Here is an 18803-nt window from a genome sequence, read left to right as displayed (position 1 = left end):
TGATGAACAAGATCACCCATTACTTCAAAAGCCTGCTCCTGCTCGAACTGCTAGGCGGCCTATGGCTGACGTTGAAATACACGTTCAAGCCCAAGTACACCGTGCTGTACCCGATGGAGAAGTTCCCGCAGTCGCCGCGTTTCCGTGGCCTGCACGCATTGCGTCGCTATCCCAACGGCGAAGAGCGCTGCATCGCCTGCAAGCTGTGCGAAGCGGTGTGCCCGGCGCTGGCGATCACCATCGACTCGGCCAAGCGCGAGGACGGCTCGCGCCGCACCACGCGCTACGACATCGATCTGTTCAAGTGCATCTTCTGCGGCTTCTGCGAAGAAAGCTGCCCGGTGGACTCGATCGTCGAGACGCACATCCTCGAGTACCACTTCGAGAAGCGTGGCGAGAACATTGTCAACAAGCCGCAGCTGCTGGCGATCGGAGACCGGTTTGAAACCGAGATCGCCGAGCGTCGCGCTGCCGATGCCGCCTTCCGTTGAGGTCATGATGGACTGGGTCACTATTGCTTTTTACGCCTTCTCCGCCGTCGCGGTCGTGTCCGCCGGTGCGGTGATCAGCGTGCGCAACCCGGTGTACGCCGTGTTGTGCCTGATCCTCACCTTCTTCTCGATGGCATGCATCTGGTTGCTGGTCGGTGCCGAGTTCCTCGGCGTGACGCTGGTGCTGGTCTACGTCGGCGCGGTGATGGTGCTGTTCCTGTTCGTGGTGATGATGCTGGACATCGACACCAGCCGCCTGCGCGAAGGGTGGGTCAAGTACATGCCGGTCGGCGTCATTGTGGCGGTTGCCATGCTGGCCCAGATGGTCACCCTGATCGGGGTCAAGGCGCGCAGTGCCGCACCGTTCCCGGCCGATAACGCCGCCGCGCAGGCCGCCGACGTGTCGAACCTGACCTGGCTGGCCAAGACCCTCTACACCCAGTTCCTGCTGCCGTTCGAGTTCGCCGCGGTGATCCTGACCGTGGCTGTGGTGGCCGCGGTGATGCTGACCCTGCGCAAGCGCACCGGCATCAAGCACCAGAATGCGGGCGAGCAGTCGCGGGTGAAGGCGGGCGATCGTCTGCGCATGGTCAAAATGGCGGTTGAAAAGCCGGTACAGATCGCGCCGAAGCTCGATGCGGCCGACGGACAGGAGGCGAAGTCTTGATTACCTTGGGCCACCTGCTTGGACTGGGCGCGGTGCTGTTCTGCATCTCCCTGGCCGGCATCTTCCTCAACCGCAAAAACGTCATCGTGCTGCTGATGTCGATCGAGCTGATGCTGCTGTCGGTCAACGTCAACTTCATTGCGTTCTCGCGCGAGCTTGGCGACCCCGCCGGTCAGCTGTTCGTGTTCTTCATCCTGACCGTTGCCGCCGCGGAGGCTGCGATCGGCCTAGCGATCCTGGTGACTCTGTTCCGCACGCGCCGCACGATCAATGTGGCCGAAGTCGATACGTTGAAGGGCTGACCTGTAGATGGAAATCACTCTCTCCAAGAGTCTGTTGATCGCGGTGGTGCTTGCACCGCTGGTCGGCAGCATCATCGCCGGCCTGTTCGGTCGCCAGGTAGGGCGCAAGGGCGCGCAATACGTCACCATCCTGGGCGTGGCGGTCAGCTGCGTGCTGTCGTGCCTGACGCTGTATCAATTGGTGGAGCAGGGCGCCAGCCCGTTCAATCAGAACCTGTACACCTTCTTCGATGTCGGTAACTACTCGGCGCATGTCGGCTTCATGGTCGATCGCCTGACCGCGATGATGATGGTGGTGGTGACCTTCGTGTCGCTGCTGGTGCACATCTACACCATCGGCTACATGGAAGAAGATCCGGGCTACCAGCGCTTCTTCAGCTACATCTCGTTGTTCACCTTCTCCATGCTCACGCTGGTGATGAGCAACAACTTCCTGCAGCTGTTCTTCGGCTGGGAAGCGGTGGGACTGGTGTCCTACCTGTTGATCGGTTTCTGGTTCAAGCGCCCGACCGCCGTATTCGCCAACATGAAGGCGTTCCTGGTCAATCGCGTCGGCGACTTCGGCTTCATTCTCGGCATCGCCGGTGTGCTGCTGTGGTTCGGCTCGCTGGATTACTCCACCGTGTTCGCCAACGCGACCACCATGGCCGGAGCCAAGGTGCAGCTGTTCGCAGGCCACGAATGGAGCGTGATGACGCTGATCTGCATCTGCCTGTTCATCGGCGCGATGGGCAAGTCGGCGCAGGTGCCGCTGCACGTGTGGCTGCCGGACTCGATGGAAGGCCCGACGCCGATTTCGGCCCTGATCCATGCCGCCACGATGGTCACCGCCGGCATCTTCATGGTCGCGCGCATGTCGCCGCTGTTCGAGCTGTCGGAAACCGCGTTGAACTTCATCCTGTTCATCGGTGCGACTACGGCCTTCTTCACCGGCCTGATCGGCATCGTGCAGAACGACATCAAGCGCGTGGTTGCGTACTCCACGCTGTCGCAGCTGGGCTACATGACCGTGGCGCTGGGCGTGTCGGCGTATTCGGCCGCCGTGTTCCACCTGATGACGCATGCCTTCTTCAAGGCGCTGCTGTTCCTGGCGGCCGGTTCGGTCATCATCGGCATGCACCACGAGCAGGACATGCGCAAGATGGGCGGCCTGCGCAAGTACATGAAGGTGACCTACTGGACCAGCGTGATCGGTACCTTGGCACTGGTCGGCACGCCGTTCTTTTCCGGCTTCTACTCCAAGGACACCATCATCGAGGCAGCCGCACACCATGCCCATGAGTCGCATAGCTGGATCGCGACCTATGGCTACTGGGCAGTGCTCGGCGGCGTGCTGGTGACCAGCTTCTACAGCTTCCGCCTGTTGTTCCTGACCTTCCACGGCAAGGAGCGCTTCCGCGATGCCCATGCGCACGATGCGCATGCACATCACGACAGCGCGCACACCGATGCCGAGGCGCAGGTCCACGCGCACGACAGTCATGCGCACGACGTACATGCACACGATACGCACGGCCACGACGACCACGGTCATGGCCACCATGGTGCCCACGAGCCGCACGAATCCAAGTGGGTGGTGACGCTGCCGTTGATCCTGCTGGCGATCCCGTCGGTGGCGATCGGTTTCTTCACCATCGGTCCGATGCTGTTCGGCACCGACTGGCAGGGCCACCACGCCGCGCATGCGCTCAAGGGGCAGGCAGTGTCGTTCTTCACCGGCATCGTCGATTTCTACGATCCGGCGCGTGACACCGTCGGCGCACTGGCCGAAGAGTTCCATGGCCCGGTCGCCTTCGCGCTGCATGGCATGATGGCGGCGCCGTTCTTCCTGACGGTCGCCGGCCTGCTGCTGGCTGCGCTGTTCTATCTGTGGAAGCCGGAACTGGCTACCAAGTCGCGCAAGGCGTTCGCGCCGGTGGTGTGGCTGCTGGAAAACAAGTACGGCTTCGACAAGCTCTGGATCAATGGCTTCGCCGGTGGCGGCGTGGTCCTTGGCAAGGCGTCACGTGCCATCGATACCCATGTGGTCGACGGTGTCGTCGTCAATGGTTCTGCCCGACTGATCGACCTGGCTGCAAATCTGCTGCGTCGCACGCAATCCGGTTTCCTCTATCACTACGCCTTCGCAATGATCATCGGTTTGATCGCCTTGTTGGCGGTACTGATGCATTTCTGGCGTTGACCTGTACGGAATAAGAAAACGTGTCGAACTGGCCTTTACTGTCTATCTTGATCTGGCTGCCGATTATCGGTGGCGCCTTGATCCTTGCGTTGCGCAACGCCGAGACTGCCCGCTGGGCATCGCTGGCGGTGGCGGTGGCGACCTTTGTGCTGAGTCTGCCGCTGCTGGGCTACGACACCGCCAATGACGCCATGCAGTTCATCGAACTGCATGCCTGGATCCCGGCTTACAACATCGGCTACAACCTGGGCGTGGACGGCATCGCGGTCGCGTTGATCGTGCTGACCACGCTGGTGACGGTGCTGGCGCTGATCGGTGCCTGGCGCTCGATCGACAAGCGCGTCAATCAGTACGTCGCCGCCTTCCTGATTCTGGAAGGCGTCACGGTCGGCATCTTTGCCGCGACCGACGCGATGCTGTTCTATGTCTTCTTCGAAGCCATGCTGATCCCCATGTTCCTGATCATCGGCGTCTGGGGCGGTCCGCGGCGCATCTACGCAGCGATGAAGTTCTTCCTGTACACCTTCCTCGGCTCGGTGCTGATGCTGGTGGGCCTGGTCTACCTGTACCTCAAGGGAGGCAGCTTCCAGCTGGCCGATCTCTACGCGCTGCAGCTGACCGCCAAGGAACAGACTTGGATCTTCTTCGCCTTCCTGATCGCGTTTGCGGTCAAGGTGCCGATGTTCCCGGTGCACACCTGGCTGCCGGACGCGCACGTCGAAGCGCCGACCGCCGGTTCGGTGATCCTGGCTGCGATCGCGTTGAAGATCGGTGGCTACGGCTTCCTGCGCTTCAACCTGCCGATCGTGCCGGATGCAAGCCACGAGTTCGCCTGGCTGGTGATCACGCTGTCGCTGATCGCGGTGATCTACGTCGGTCTGGTCGCCCTGGTGCAGGACGACATGAAGAAGCTGGTGGCGTATTCGTCCATCGCGCACATGGGCTTTGTCACCCTTGGCACCTTCATCGCCTTCACCCTGGTACGTGAGTACGGCAGCACCGACGCCGCCCGTCTGGGCCTGCAGGGTGCGATGGTGCAGATGATTTCGCACGGCTTCGTGTCCGGTGCGATGTTCTCCTGCATCGGCGTGCTGTACGACCGCATGCATACCCGCCGCATCGCCGATTACGGCGGCGTGGTCAACGTGATGCCGTGGTTTGCGACGTTCTCCATGCTGTTTTTCATGGCCAATGCCGGCCTGCCGGGTACCAGTGGTTTCGTCGGCGAGTTCATGGTGATTCTGGCCAGCTTCCAGAAGCACCCGCTGGTCGCTTTCGCCGCCGCCACCACGCTGGTGATCACCGCCGCTTATACGCTGTGGCTGTACAAGCGCGTGTTCTTCGGCGAAGTGGCCAATGCCCATGTGGCCGAGCTGAAGGACATCAATGGCCGTGAGGCGTTCGTGCTGGGGGTGTTCGCCGTTGGCGTGCTGGCCCTGGGCCTGTATCCGAAGCCGCTGACCGATCTGATGGAACCATCGATCGCCAAGCTGGCTACCCAGATTGCCGCGTCCAAGCTGTAACAGCTTGCCGTACGTTTTGATTTCCAGGATTTGATGATGACCACGCCAACGCTCGCGCCGTTGACCACCGCTGACCTGGCTCCGCTTGTTCCGGAGCTGGTGCTGATCGGCGGCGCCTTTGCACTGCTGATGCTCGACCTGTTCGTGAGCCAGCGGAACAAGGTCTGGACCCACCTGTTCTCCGTCGCCGTGCTTGCGGTGGTGTTCGCGCTATTGGCGACCGGTACGGGCGGGCAGGGCGAGATCTTCCACGGCATGTTCGTGCGCGACACAGCGGCCGACGTGATGAAGACGGTGATCGTGCTGGTCAGCGGGCTGAGCCTGGTCTACGGCTGGACCTACCTGCGCGAACGCAATCTCTATCAGGGCGAGATCCCGGTGCTGGTGTTGTTCGCCACCGCCGGCATGATGCTGCTGACCTCGGCCGGCAGCCTGTTGATGGTGTACCTGGGCCTGGAACTGCTCGCGCTGTGCTCGTACGCATTGGTTGCCTCCAATCGCGACAACGGACTGGCCACCGAAGCGGCGATGAAGTACTTCGTGCTCGGTTCGCTGGCCTCGGGTCTGCTGCTGTACGGCATGTCGCTGGTCTACGGCGCCACCGGGACGTTGAGCCTGAGCGGCATCCACGACGCAATCGAAGGCTCCAACGAGCGCACGCTGCTGCTGACCGGCACCATCTTCATGATCGCGGGCGTGGCCTTCAAGCTGGGTGCCGCGCCGTTCCACATGTGGTTGCCTGATGTGTACCAGGGCGCGCCGGCTCCGATTGCCCTGTTCATCAGCTCCGCGCCCAAGCTCGCTGCCTTCGGTATGGCGTATCGCCTGCTCGAGGTCGGCATGGGTCCGCTGTCGCCGCAGTGGCATCTGTTGATTGGCGGCCTGTCCGCGGTGTCGCTGGTGATCGGCAACCTGATGGCGATTGCGCAGAGCAACCTCAAGCGCATGCTGGCGTACTCGACCGTCTCGCACATCGGCTTCTTGTTGATGGGCGTGGCCGGCGGTGGCGAGGAAGGCTATGCCGCGGCGATGTTTTACGCGGTGAGCTACACCATCATGTCGACCGCCGCGTTCGGCGCGATCATCGCGTTGTCGCGCAACGGCTTCGAAGCCGAGAACATCGACGACTTCAAGGGACTCAACGCACGCAATCCGTGGATGGCCGGCCTGGTGCTGTGCATCATGGCCTCGCTTGCGGGTATTCCGCCGTTCCTGGGTTTCTGGACCAAGTTGGCGGTGCTCGGCGCCGCGGTGAAAGGCGACATGCTGTGGCTGGCCCTGGTCGGTGTGCTCTGCGCAGTGATCGGCGCCTTCTACTATCTGCGCGTCATCAAGGTCATGTACTTCGATGAGCCGGTGGGCGAGCCGCTGCCGGCCAACAACGATCGTGTGCTGGGTACCGTGCTTGGCGTCAACGCGCTGGCATTGCTTGCGCTGGGCCTGGCCTGGAGCCCGATCATGGTGTGGTGCCAGCGTGCATTTGCAGGCCTCGCCTGAGTCACGCGTCCTTGCATGACCTCGCGGCGCGTGCGCTACGCGCGCCGTCGAGGGGGAACTGAAATAAAGTCGTGATTGCTGTTTCGTTTTTGTTGCAATGCGGTTATCATTTGCCGCGACGTTGAAGACCCCCAGGGTTTTCAATCGATGAAAAACTAGGGCTTGCAATTGCCGCTCAAGTTCTTCATAATTCCGCTTCTGCTGCGGGGTGGAGCAGTCTGGCAGCTCGTCGGGCTCATAACCCGAAGGTCGCAGGTTCAAATCCTGCCCCCGCTACCAAGTTTTGAAGTACTGCTTTAATGCAATGCCTTAGGGCAGTACTTCAGTTTCTTGGATCGCAAAGACGCATGTTCCCGTCTTTGCGCCGACCCTGAGAGGTCGGGCTTTTTTCACGCAAGGGGCCCATCGGGCCCCTTGTTTTTTCCGGAACCGGAAAGTTTGCTGCCGGTTGCCGGGGTTCTACTGGCAATCATCTGATCAGGGCAGTCTGTGAGCGAAAAAGCGACCGAAATCGCGAATCTGCTGAGTCCAACGGTTGAGTCCTTGGGCTTGGAACTGCTGGGTGTGGAATATCTTCCCGCTCCAGGTGGCGCCACATTGCGCCTGTACATCGATGTGCCGCTGGCCGAACAGCCCGAGCGTGTCATCAACGTCGACGACTGCGAGCGTGTAAGCCGCGAAGTCTCGGCCCAGCTCGACGTCGAAGACCCCATCACCGGCAACTACACGCTCGAGGTGTCCTCGCCGGGTGTGGACCGTCCGTTGTTCACGCTGGAGCAGTTCGGCCGTCACGTTGGCGAGTCCGCCAAGATCGTGCTGAAGCTGGCGCAGGATGGTCGACGCCGCTTCCAGGGGCAGATCGTGCGGATCGACTCCGAGGCGGACGCGGTGGTGTTCGCCGTCGACGGCAAGGACGTGCAGATCGGCTTCGACAACATCGACAAGGCGCGCATCCTGCCGGATTGGGTCGCCCTGGGCCTGGCCCCGCAAAAACCGAACAAGCCCGGCCCGAAAAAACCCGGGCACGACAAGAAGAAACCATCCAACGAGTCGGCGGCTGGCAAGCCGCGCGCGGAGTGACGAAATGAGCAAGGAACTTTTGCTGGTAGTGGATGCGGTGGCCAACGAAAAGGGCGTGCCGCGCGAAGTGATCTTCGATGCGATCGAGGCCGCGCTGGCCTCCGCAGCGAAGAAGCGCTATCCCGACCAGGACGTGCTGACGCGCGTGACCATCGACCACAAGGACGGTAACTACGAAACCTATCGTCGTTGGGAAGTGGTTGCCGACGATGTCGTGATGGAATCTCCGGATCGCCAGGTGCGTCTGATGGATGCCGTCGACGAAGCCGACGGCGTGGATGTGGGCGACTACATCGAAGAACAGATTGAAAACCCGGACTTCGGCCGTATCGCGGCGCAGGCTGCCAAGCAGGTAATCGTGCAGCGTGTGCGCGAGGCCGAGCGTCAGCAGGTGGTCGATGCCTGGAAGGATCGCGTTGGCGAGTTGATCACCGGTGTGGTCAAGCGCGCCGAGCGCGGCAACATCTTTGTCGATCTGGGCGGCAATGCCGAAGCCTTCATTCCCAAGGACAAGGGCATTCCGCGCGACGTGCTGCGCCCGGGCGACCGCGTGCGCGGCTATCTGGCCGAAGTGCGTTCCGAGCCACGTGGCCCGCAGCTGTTCATCAGCCGCGCCGCGCCGGAATTCATGATCGAGCTGTTCAAGCTCGAAGTGCCGGAAGTGGGCCAGGGCCTGGTCGAGATCAAGGCCTGCGCGCGCGATCCGGGCGACCGCGCCAAGATCGCGGTGATCGCGCACGACACTCGCACCGATCCGATCGGCGCGTGCATCGGCATGCGTGGTTCGCGCGTGCAGGCGGTGTCCAACGAGCTCAATGGCGAGCGCGTGGACATCGTGCTGTGGAACGAGAACCCGGCCAACTTCGTCATCAATGCGATGGCGCCGGCCGAAGTGCAGTCGATCATCGTCGATGAAGACAAGCACTCGATGGATCTGGCCGTGGCGGAAGACCGCCTGGCCCAGGCGATCGGCAAGGGTGGCCAGAACGTGCGTCTGGCCAGCCGCCTGACCGGTTGGCAGCTCAACGTGATGACCGCCGACCAGGTTGCCGCCAAGTCCGAAGCCGAGCAGACCTCCGCACGCCAGTTGTTCATGGATCGCCTGGAAGTGGACGAAGAAATCGCAGCGATCCTGGTGACCGAAGGCTTCAATACGGTCGAAGAAATCGCCTACGTGCCGGTCGGCGAGTTGCTGGCGGTGGAAGGCTTCGACGAAGACATCGTCGAAGAGTTGCGCGCCCGTGCCCGCGATGCGTTGCTCAACGCTGCGCTGGCAGAAGAAGAAGGCCTGGAAGGAACTCAGCCCACCGAGGACCTGCTGGCGCTGGAGGGGATGGACGAGGAAACGGCCTTTGCTCTGGCCGAGCACGGCGTGCGCACCAGCGAGGACTTGTCCGACCTGGCAGCGGACGAGATCGTCGACTTCGGCATCGAGGGTCTGACCCAGGAGCGCGCCGCGGCGCTGATCCTGGCGGCCCGCGCCGAGGAGATCGCCCGTTTGGAGCGCGGCGAATGAGCCGGCAATGAACCGCGCCCTGACCCCATCAGGGCTTAGAATCAGCGTTTCCCTTGCTCTGGGCGAGGGGGCGCCAACCAGATCATAGGATCCGAATGTCGCAGCAAACCACCATCCGCAAGCTTGCCGAACTGGTCAATACGCCGGTCGATAAACTGCTGGTTCAACTGGCCGAGGCCGGAATGAAGTTCAGCGGTCCCGACCAGGTCGTGACCAGCACCGAGAAGATGAAACTGCTTGGCTTCCTGCGTCGCACGCATGGCAAGGCCGAGACGCCTGCCGAAGCGGCGAGCGAAGCAGCCAAGAAGATCACCCTCAACCGGCGCAAGCTGCAGGAAGTCACGGTCAGCGCCGGCCGCACCAAGACCACGGTCAACGTGGAAGTGCGGCAGAAGCGTACCTACGTGAAGTCCGAAAACGAAGGCGGCGGCCGTCCTGCGCCGATGACGCCGGACGAAGAGCGCGCCGACATCCTGGCCAAGCTCGCCGCTTCGCGTCAGCGCAATCTCGACGAACAGCAGGCGCTGGCCGAAAGCGACCGCGTGCGCGACGAAGCGATCCAGCGCAAGCGCGAAGAGGAACAGGCTGCGCGCGACCGCGCCGAAGCCGAGCGCAAGGCTGCCGAGGAAGCCGCTGCGGCTGCCAGTGCGCCGGCGCCGGTGGCTGCCGCACCCGCACCGCCTGCAGCACCTGCCGCACGCGCGCCGTCGTCGCCGTCTGCGCCGCGTCCGGCCCGTCCGGCTGGCGCATCGCCGGCATCGCGTCCGGCCACGCCGGCGCGTCCAGACGACCGCTCCAATGCGGCCAAGCACAAGACGCGCGGTTCTCACGTCATGGTGGCCGGTGTCGAAGACGACGATGCGACCAAGCGTTTTGCCGGGCAGTTGCATCTGTCCGCGGCCGATCGTGCGCGCCGTTCCAACGTGCGCGGCAAGCCGACCGGTCGTCCGGGTTCGTCGTCCTCGCGTCGTGGCAACGATAACGGCCGTGGCGGCAACCAGGGCAATAGCGGTCCGCACGGGTTCGAGCGTCCGACCGCACCGGTGGTGCGCGAAGTGGCGATCGGCGAGACCATCACCGTGGCCGACCTGGCGCAGAAGCTCGCGCTCAAGGGCGGCGACGTGGTCAAGGCGCTGTTCAAGATGGGCGTCATGGCGACCATTACCCAGAGCATCGACCATGACACCGCCGCGCTGGTGACCGAAGAACTCGGCCACAAGGCCGTGCGTGCCGACAATGCCGACTTCGAGGATGCGCTGCTGGCGCATGCCGAGGATGCGCAGGGCGATGCCACGCCGCGTCCGCCGGTGGTGACCATCATGGGTCACGTCGATCACGGCAAGACCTCGCTGCTGGATTACATCCGTCGCACCAAGATCGCCTCCGGCGAAGCCGGTGGCATCACCCAGCACATCGGTGCTTACCACGTCGAAACCGGCCGTGGCGTCATCAGCTTCCTGGATACGCCCGGCCATGCCGCGTTTACCTCGATGCGTGCCCGTGGCGCCAAGATCACCGACATCGTGGTGCTGGTGGTTGCAGCCGATGACGGCGTGATGCCGCAGACCAAGGAAGCGGTGGCGCATGCCAAGGCGGCAGGCGTTCCGTTGATCGTGGCGGTGAATAAGATCGACAAGGCCGGCGCCGATCCGCTGCGGGTCAAGAACGAATTGCTGGCCGAAAACGTGGTGGCCGAAGAGTTCGGCGGCGATACCCAGTTCATCGAAGTGTCGGCCAAGGTCGGTACCGGTGTGGACACGCTGCTGGACGCGATCTCGCTGCAGGCCGAAGTGCTGGAACTCAAGGCAGTGGCCGAAGGCCGCGCCAGCGGTACCGTGATCGAATCCTCGCTGGACAAGGGCCGCGGCCCGGTGGCCACGGTGCTGGTGCAGCAGGGCGCGCTGAAGCGTGGCGATTACCTGGTGTGCGGCATCCAGTACGGCCGCGTGCGTGCGCTGTTCGACGAGACCGGCCACCAGCCGGCCTCGGCCGGCCCGTCGATCCCGGTGCAGGTGCTCGGCCTGTCCGGCGTGCCGGAAGCCGGCGACGACTTCGTGGTCGTCGACGACGAGCGTCTGGCCAAGGACGTGGCGCAGCAGCGCGAAACCAAGCGTCGCGAGTCGCGCCTGGTGGCCTCGGCCAGCAACCGTATGGAAGACATCCTGGCCCAGATGGGCAAGGGTGAAGGCCAGCAGGTGCTGAACCTGGTGATCAAGGCCGACGTGCAGGGCTCGGTGGAAGCGCTCAAGCAGTCGCTGGTGGCGTTGTCCAACGACGACATCCGCATCAACGTGATCCACTCCGGCGTGGGCGGCATCACCGAATCCGATGCGAATTCGGCAGCGGCCTCCAAGGCCACCGTGATCGGCTTCAACGTGCGTGCCGATGCTTCGGCCCGCAAGATCGTCGAGTCCAACGGCATCGATCTGCGTTACTTCTCGATCATCTATGACGTGATCGACCAGGTGAAGCAGGTGGCCTCCGGTCTGCTCGGCGTGGAAATCCGCGAAGAGATCATTGGTATCGCGCAGGTCCGCGACGTGTTCCGCAGTTCCAAGTTCGGCGCGGTTGCAGGCTGCATGATCATCGAAGGCGTGGTGAAGCGCAGCAAGCCGATCCGTGTGCTCCGCGACAGCGTCGTGGTGTTCGAGGGCGAGCTGGAGTCGCTGCGTCGCTTCAAGGAAAACGTCGAGGAAGTGCGCAACGGTACCGAGTGCGGTATCGGCGTGAAGGCCTACAACGACGTCAAGGCCGGCGATCAAATCGAGTGCTTCGAGCGTATCGAAGTCGCCCGTACGCTGTAATGGCTGCCGGGGCCTGCGGGCCCCGGACTCCGCCAGGCGGAGTTGCAACGCGAGTTCTGCAAGGCGAGGGCGGCATGGCCGCCCGCGTCCGTTTTTGGCTTCGGTGCCAACTGGCCCTCCGAATCAACCAGGTCCATGACCATGCCAACCAAATCATTCCATCGCACGGACCGCGTGTCGGCGCAGGTGCGTCGTGACCTCGGCACGATCGTGCACGCGGCCGTGCGTGACCACGGCCTGCCGTCGGTCAGCGTTTCCGACGTCGAAATCAGTCGCGACCTGGCACATGCCAAGGTGTTCGTCACCGCGCTGCAGCAGGAGCGTTCGGCCGAAGCGGTCAAGGGGCTCAAGGAAATCGCCGGTCAGTTGCGCACGCAGCTGGCGCGCGCGATGAAGCTGCGCCACGTGCCCGAACTGCATTTCCATTACGACGACTCGGTCGACCGCGGCGAGCGCATCGACAACCTGCTGCGTGATCTGGACGATGTCGGCCCCGAGGCCGCGTCTAGCGACGAGGACGCCGAGCAGCGCTGAGCGCTGCCGGCCGCCTGTCGATCAGCGGCCCTGATTTCAACGGGCGCGCATAGTGCCCGATTCGAGCACCGATCTGTTGAAACCCCGTATCGTCTATCGCCCGTTGCACGGCATCCTGTTGCTCGACAAGCCGGCTGGAGTCAGCTCCAACACGGCCTTGCAGTCCGCGCGCCGTTTGTTGCGTGCCGAAAAGGGCGGCCACACCGGCAGCCTGGATCCGCTGGCCACCGGCTTGCTGCCGCTGTGTCTGGGCGAGGCCACCAAGATTGCCGGCCTGCTGCTCGGTTCGGCCAAGGCCTATGACGCCGAGATCGTGCTGGGTGTCACCACCGATACCGACGATGCCGATGGTCAGGTGTTGCGCGAGCGTGCCGTGCCGGTACTGGACGAAGGCGCGCTGCGTGCAGCGCTGACACCCTTCATCGGGCGCATCCGCCAACAGGCCCCGATCTATTCCGCGCTCAAGCAGGGCGGCGAGCCGCTGTACGCCAAGGCACGCCGGGGCGAGGTGATCGAGGCACCGGTGCGCGAGGTCGACGTGCATGCGATTGATATGCTCGGTTACGCCGCGCCGCGGCTGCAGTTGCGCGTGACCTGCGGCTCGGGCACCTACATCCGCAGCTTGGCGCGCGATCTGGGCGAGGTGCTTGGCTGCGGTGCGCATATCGCCTCGCTGCGCCGGCTCTGGGTGGAGCCGTTTCGCGCGCCGCAGATGATCACGCTGGAAGCGCTGTCGGCAGCCCTGGAAGCGGGCACCGACGCGCAAGAGCTGTTGCTGCCGATCGAGGCCGGACTGGCCGATTTTGCGCGGATCGTGCTCGATGCGGCGCATGCGGCGCGTTTTCGCATGGGCCAGCGCCTGCGTGATCCCGCATTTCCGACCGGCCAGGTGGCCGTGTTCGGACCCGACGGGATCCCCTCAGGGCTAGGCCTGGTGGACGCGGAGGGGCGTTTGTCGCCGCAGCGATTGTTCAATGGACTGAACGAAGCAGTGGCTTGTTAAGGTTTAGTCAACTTGTTCCCGGGCCCGCACGACGTTACAATTTTGCGGCCCCGATCGGGGCACATCCAGCGCCAAGCGCGCTCATCCCTAGCAAACGGCGAGTCCGGCGGTGCGTCATGCACGTTCCTGCCGACCACGCATCTATCGAGTAAACATCATGTCCGTCGACACCCAGAAAGTTATTGAAGACAACAAGCGCAGCGCCCAGGACACCGGTTCGCCGGAAGTGCAGGTCGCCCTGCTGACCGCGCGCATCGAGCTGCTGACCGGTCACTTCAAGACCCACAAGAAGGATCACCACAGCCGTCGTGGCCTGCTGCAGATGGTCAACCGTCGCCGCAGCCTGCTCGACTACCTGAAGAAGAAGGACAACGAGCGTTACAAGTCCTTGATCGAGAAGCTCGGCCTGCGCCGCTAATCGAGTCATACCGCCGCGGCGCAGCGATGCGCCGCGGCTTTGTTTTGGTCATTCGCATCACGTTATCTGCAGCATGTAGTTCATGGGCCGGAGCCTCCCGGCCGCCCGTTCTCGGCATGGGTCGACGACGGTCCAACGAAGACAGCAACACCTAAGGGAAAAAACCTCCGTGGCAAAAATCACCAAAACCTTCCAGTACGGCAAGCACACCGTCACCCTGGAGACGGGCGAAATCGCTCGCCAGGCAGGCGGCGCCGTCATCGTCAAGTTCGACGACACCGTACTGCTGGTCACCGCCGTCGCCGCCAAGAGCGCGCGCGAAGGGCAGGACTTCTTTCCTCTGACGGTTGATTATCAGGAGAAGTTCTACGCCGGCGGCCGCATCCCGGGCGGCTTCTTCAAGCGCGAAGGACGTGCGACCGAGAAGGAAACGTTGATCTCGCGCCTGATCGATCGTCCGATCCGTCCGCTGTTCCCGGAGGACTACAAGAACGAAGTGCAGATCATCGCCACCGTGATGTCGATGAACCCGGACATCGACGGCGATATCGCCGCGCTGATCGGCGCATCGGCCGCGCTGTCGCTGGCCGGCACCCCGTTCAACGGCCCGATCGCTGCGGCGAAGGTCGGTTACAAGAATGGCGAATACATCCTCAACCCGACCGTGACCGAGCTGAAGGATTCGCAGCTGGAGCTGGTCGTGGCCGGTACCGCCAATGCGGTGCTGATGGTCGAGTCCGAAGCCGAGCTGCTGTCGGAAGAAGTGATGCTGGGCGCGGTGACGTTCGGCCATCGCGAGATGCAGAAGGTCATCAACATCATCAACGAGCTGACCGTCGAAGCCGGCACCAAGCCGTCCGACTGGGTGGCCCCGGCCAAGAATGACGGCATGATCGCTGCGCTGAAGGAAGCGGTGGGCGAGCAGCTCGCGTCGGCCTTCCAGGTGCGTGACAAGCTGCAGCGCCGCGACGCAATTTCGGCGATCAAGAAGGACGTGCTGGGTGCGCTGGCACCGCGCGCCACGATTGAAGGCTGGGCTGCCGGTGACCTGTCCAAGGAATTCGGCGAGCTGGAATACCAGACCATGCGCGGCTCGGTGCTGAGCACCAAGGTGCGCATCGACGGCCGTGCACTGGATACCGTGCGTCCGATCAGCGCCAAGGCTGGCGTGCTGCCGCGTACCCATGGCTCGGCGCTGTTCACCCGCGGCGAGACCCAGGCGATCGTGATCACCACGCTCGGCACTGCACGCGACGGTCAGGTCATCGACGCCGTCTCGGGCGAGTACAAAGAGAACTTCCTGTTCCATTACAACTTCCCTCCTTACTCGGTGGGCGAGTGCGGTCGTTTCGGCGCGCCGAAGCGTCGCGAGATCGGCCACGGCCGTCTGGCCAAGCGCGGCGTGCTGGCAGTGATGCCGAGCCTGGAAGAATTCCCGTACACCATCCGTGTGGTCTCGGAAATCACCGAGTCCAACGGTTCGTCCTCGATGGCATCGGTCTGCGGCAGCTCGCTGGCGCTGATGGACGCCGGTGTGCCGATCAAGGCGCCGGTCGCGGGTATCGCGATGGGTCTGGTCAAGGAAGGCAACGACTTCGTCGTGCTGTCGGACATCCTGGGTGACGAAGATCACCTCGGCGACATGGACTTCAAGGTGGCCGGCACTGCCGAAGGCGTGTCCGCGTTGCAGATGGACATCAAGATCGAAGGCATCACCGAAGAGATCATGAAGCAGGCGTTGCAGCAGGCCAAGGCCGGCCGTCTGCACATCCTCGGCGAGATGGCGCATGCGCTGACCACCCCGCGTCAGGAACTGAGCGATTACGCGCCGCGCTTGCTGACCATCAAGATCCACCCGGACAAGATCCGTGAAGTGATCGGCAAGGGTGGCTCGACCATCCAGGCCATCACCAAGGAAACCGGTACGCAGATCGACATCCAGGACGACGGCACGATCATCATCGCTTCGGTCAACGCCATTGCTGCGCAAGCTGCGAAGTCGCGCATCGAGCAGATCACCTCGGACGTGGAGCCGGGCCGCATCTACGAAGGCAAGGTCGCCAAGATCATGGACTTCGGTGCGTTCGTCACCATCCTGCCGGGCAAGGACGGCCTGGTGCACGTATCGCAGATCTCCAGCGAGCGCGTGGAAAAGGTCGGCGACAAGCTGAAGGAAGGCGATCTGGTCCGCGTCAAGGTGCTGGAAGTGGACAAGCAGGGCCGTATCCGTCTGTCGATCAAGGCAGTGGAAGAAGGCGAGGGCGTTCCGCCGTCGGCCGAGTAATCGCCGCTGGTTGATGCGTCACGAAAAAGCGGGCCTCGGCCCGCTTTTTTGTTGGGTGTTCGACAAGGGCGCCCGACTTGATCCTTCTTCTGCGGGAGAAGGTTTTCCGCAGGGGCGGATGAGAGAACGGGCGAAGCCTCGTGTGGTTGAACGATGGCCAGGGCTTCGCCGCCGCACCCTCACCCCAACCCCTCTCCCGACGGAAGAGGGGCTTTGATCCTTGCTTACCCCGGCTGCTGTGTCGGCGCGGGCTGTGTTTCCGGGCGTGGCGGCACCACGCGCGGGAAACCCGGCGGCATCGTGGTGGGTAAGGTGGTTGGCGAAGGCAGCGGTTCGACCGGTGGTGGCGCCGTCATCACCGCATCCGGGCGCAGCTTCAACAGGGCCGCCCAGTCGCGTCGATTGAAATCGCAGAGTTCTTCGTGTGCCGGCGTGCATTCGCTGGCGATGCCCAGACCGTCTTCGCTCTGGTCCTGGCTGCCGTCGGATTGCGGCGTCGGCAACACCACGCGGCCGGCGCGGTCCAGCGGCATCTTGCGCATCATCACCGTGTTGAACACATTGCCGCCGATCAAATACAGGGTGCGATCGCCACCGACGTTGGCGGCAATCACCACGTCGCAATGCGATTGCCACGGCATCGGCGCGCTGCCGCCAAGCCCGGCCTTGAGGCCGGCGTAGCCGAGCGCGGCGCTACGCCCGCGCAGCAGGCACAGCAGATCGCCGGGGGCGGGCTTTTCCACCGCCGGGTCGGTGAACTGGTACGGGCCGCTGGCGCCATCGTTGTAGGCGCTGCGGATGTAATCCAGATGGCGTGCAGAGCGATGGAAACCGCTCAGTCCGGCCTGCGTCATCACCCACGAGATGAAGGCGGCCGACCACGGGTTGTCGATCAGGAACGCGCGGCAATCGCTGGCGGTGTAGCGCGTGCCATCCAGTGCCGCGCAACTCGATGCGCCGGGGCGGCCGCCCATCGATGCCAGCGTGCCGCTGTCGCGCCAGTAGCCGGCCACGCGTTGCCAGGCGACCACGCCGTGGTCGGCCAGATAGCCCGATTCGGCCTCGGTCACGCCCAGGCTGGCCAGACGGCCCTTGGCATCGATAAACGGGTGCTGCCACAGGCGATGCTCGTTGCAGGCACTGCGCACGATGGCGATTGCTGCAGGGCTGGTGCCGAAGCGTGGCGGTACATCGCAGACTTCCGCGGCGGCCGCGGTGCCGCCCCATGCGGCCAACACCAGACAGAGCCACGGCCAAGGTTTTACAGTCATCGCAGATCCTGCACAGAACAATCGCAGCAGGCTGACAGAGCCGGCTGCGGGCACGCGTGAAATCAGCGCGGCGGTGGGCCGAGTTTGAGCGACAGATCGACCGCGTGCACGTGCTTGGTGAGCCCGCCGATGGAGATGCAATCCACGCCATCGGCCGCAATGGCGGCAATGCCGGCCAGATCCACGCTGCCGGAGACTTCCAGAGGGATGCGTTGTTCGCGCGGCAGCGCGGCAACGATGCGCACCGCGTCGCGACGCATCGCCGGGTCGAAATCGTCGATCAGGATGCGCGTGCAGCCGACCTGCAAGGCCTCGCGCAACTGCTCCAGCGTTTCCACTTCGACCACCAGCGGCAACTGCGGTTGCTGCGCACGAGCGGCATGCACGGCGGCGCTCAGCGAGCCGGCGGCGCGGATATGGTTTTCCTTGAGCATCACCGTGTCGAACAGGCCGATGCGGTGGTTGGCGCCACCGCCGCAGCGCACCGCGTATTTCTGCGCGGCGCGCAGGCCCGGCAGCGTCTTGCGCGTGTCCAGGATGCGCGTGCCGGTGCCGGCCACGGCAGCCACGTATGCAGCGGTGGCGGTCGCGGTGGCCGACAGCGTCTGCATGAAGTTGAGCGAGGTGCGCTCGGCGCTGACCAGGCTGCGGCTGCGGCCATGCAGCAGCGCCAACACCGTGCCGGCGGTGACGTGCTGGCCTTCGTGCACCTGCCAGTCGATCCGCACCTGCGGATCGAGTGCGCGGTGCGTGGCGTCGAACCACGGCCGCCCGGCGATCACGGCGTCCTGCTTGCACAGCAGGTACGCGCTGTCTGGCTGATCGGGCAACAGTGCCGCGGTCACATCGCCGCTGCCGATGTCTTCGGCCAGCGCGCGCGCCACATCGGCGTCCACCAGCGCGGCCGGTGGTGCCTCCGGCACGGTGGTGCGTACGGAAGGATTCACTTTTCGGGGAAGTCGGCGATCTGCGCAGTGCCGATGGCTTCTTCGGCCAGCAGCACCGGAATGCCGTCATCGACGCGGAAGATCTGCTTGCGGTCGCGCGTGATCAGCGCCTCGCGCAGTGACTGTGTCTGCGCGGTGCCGTCGGCACGCTGCAGGGCTCCGCCGGCGATGGCGGTGTTGAGTGCCTCCAGGCCCTTGCCGTCGAGCAGCGAGAGCGGCTGGCGGGTGTCGGGCGAGCACAGCAGGTCGAGCAGTTTGCGATCCATCGAAGTCTTGTCTTGCGT

16 protein-coding genes and 1 tRNA gene are annotated in these 18803 nt (G+C 63.8%); 14 read left to right on the top strand and 3 right to left on the bottom strand.

Annotation, left to right across the window (positions count from 1 at the left end):
- The first annotated feature begins 2 nt into the window (after window positions 1-2).
- From nuoI to pnp, 14 genes are all read left to right on the top strand, one after another.
- On the top strand, window positions 3-491 hold the full coding sequence (gene nuoI, locus AC1PLA_RS13515; protein ID WP_002810206.1) for an NADH-quinone oxidoreductase subunit NuoI: 489 nt from the start codon (window positions 3-5) through the stop codon (window positions 489-491).
- Between the two features lie 4 nt (window positions 492-495).
- Window positions 496-1158, top strand: a complete 663-nt coding sequence (locus tag AC1PLA_RS13510) for an NADH-quinone oxidoreductase subunit J (RefSeq protein ID WP_481104734.1) — start codon at window positions 496-498, stop codon at window positions 1156-1158.
- Window positions 1155-1460: an NADH-quinone oxidoreductase subunit NuoK gene (gene nuoK / locus AC1PLA_RS13505; RefSeq protein ID WP_006450557.1), complete on the top strand. Its 306-nt coding sequence runs from the start codon at window positions 1155-1157 to the stop codon at window positions 1458-1460. The genes AC1PLA_RS13510 and nuoK overlap by 4 nt, the downstream gene beginning before the upstream one ends.
- A 7-nt stretch (window positions 1461-1467) precedes the next feature.
- Window positions 1468-3642, top strand: a complete 2175-nt coding sequence (gene nuoL / locus AC1PLA_RS13500; protein ID WP_102581424.1) for an NADH-quinone oxidoreductase subunit L — start codon at window positions 1468-1470, stop codon at window positions 3640-3642.
- Between the two features lie 20 nt (window positions 3643-3662).
- Window positions 3663-5165: an NADH-quinone oxidoreductase subunit M gene (locus AC1PLA_RS13495; protein WP_039522180.1), complete on the top strand. Its 1503-nt coding sequence runs from the start codon at window positions 3663-3665 to the stop codon at window positions 5163-5165.
- 36 nt (window positions 5166-5201) lie between these two features.
- A complete protein-coding gene (nuoN, locus tag AC1PLA_RS13490) occupies window positions 5202-6662 on the top strand; it encodes an NADH-quinone oxidoreductase subunit NuoN (protein WP_039523046.1) in 1461 nt (486 codons plus the stop codon).
- 202 nt (window positions 6663-6864) lie between these two features.
- Window positions 6865-6941 (top strand) — tRNA-Met (locus AC1PLA_RS13485).
- A gap of 210 nt (window positions 6942-7151) precedes the next feature.
- Window positions 7152-7742 carry a ribosome maturation factor RimP gene (rimP, locus tag AC1PLA_RS13480; protein WP_024937971.1) on the top strand — a complete coding sequence of 197 codons (591 nt, stop codon included), beginning with the start codon at window positions 7152-7154 and terminating at the stop codon, window positions 7740-7742.
- 4 nt (window positions 7743-7746) lie between these two features.
- Window positions 7747-9258, top strand: coding sequence for a transcription termination factor NusA (gene nusA, locus AC1PLA_RS13475; RefSeq protein WP_016903006.1), 1512 nt, complete (start codon window positions 7747-7749; stop codon window positions 9256-9258).
- A 95-nt stretch (window positions 9259-9353) separates the two neighbouring features.
- Window positions 9354-12062 carry a translation initiation factor IF-2 gene (infB, locus tag AC1PLA_RS13470; RefSeq protein ID WP_039522179.1) on the top strand — a complete coding sequence of 903 codons (2709 nt, stop codon included), beginning with the start codon at window positions 9354-9356 and terminating at the stop codon, window positions 12060-12062.
- Between the two features lie 141 nt (window positions 12063-12203).
- Window positions 12204-12596 (top strand): 30S ribosome-binding factor RbfA, encoded by a 393-nt coding sequence (gene rbfA, locus AC1PLA_RS13465; RefSeq protein WP_024937968.1) that lies wholly within the window; start codon window positions 12204-12206, stop codon window positions 12594-12596.
- A gap of 76 nt (window positions 12597-12672) precedes the next feature.
- Window positions 12673-13599 (top strand): tRNA pseudouridine(55) synthase TruB, encoded by a 927-nt coding sequence (truB, locus tag AC1PLA_RS13460; protein WP_481104733.1) that lies wholly within the window; start codon window positions 12673-12675, stop codon window positions 13597-13599.
- A gap of 157 nt (window positions 13600-13756) precedes the next feature.
- A complete protein-coding gene (rpsO, locus tag AC1PLA_RS13455; protein ID WP_003485583.1) occupies window positions 13757-14017 on the top strand; it encodes a 30S ribosomal protein S15 in 261 nt (86 codons plus the stop codon).
- A 169-nt stretch (window positions 14018-14186) separates the two neighbouring features.
- On the top strand, window positions 14187-16301 hold the full coding sequence (gene pnp, locus AC1PLA_RS13450) for a polyribonucleotide nucleotidyltransferase (protein ID WP_039526507.1): 2115 nt from the start codon (window positions 14187-14189) through the stop codon (window positions 16299-16301).
- 224 nt (window positions 16302-16525) lie between these two features.
- Here pnp and AC1PLA_RS13445 read toward each other — a convergent pair whose 3' ends face one another.
- From AC1PLA_RS13445 to AC1PLA_RS13435, 3 genes are all read right to left on the bottom strand, one after another.
- A complete protein-coding gene (locus AC1PLA_RS13445; protein ID WP_104569831.1) occupies window positions 16526-17572 on the bottom strand; it encodes a DUF2272 domain-containing protein in 1047 nt (348 codons plus the stop codon).
- A 62-nt stretch (window positions 17573-17634) separates the two neighbouring features.
- Window positions 17635-18519: a carboxylating nicotinate-nucleotide diphosphorylase gene (nadC, locus tag AC1PLA_RS13440; RefSeq protein ID WP_349780106.1), complete on the bottom strand. Its 885-nt coding sequence runs from the start codon at window positions 18517-18519 to the stop codon at window positions 17635-17637.
- A complete protein-coding gene (locus AC1PLA_RS13435; protein ID WP_349780107.1) occupies window positions 18516-18785 on the bottom strand; it encodes a Trm112 family protein in 270 nt (89 codons plus the stop codon). The genes nadC and AC1PLA_RS13435 overlap by 4 nt, the downstream gene beginning before the upstream one ends.
- Window positions 18786-18803 lie beyond the last annotated feature (18 nt).

The sequence above is a fragment of the Xanthomonas sp. NCPPB 1826 genome (assembly GCF_056725285.1).
Note: the sequence above shows the minus strand (reverse complement) of the source record. Positions and strands in the feature narration are given on the sequence as shown.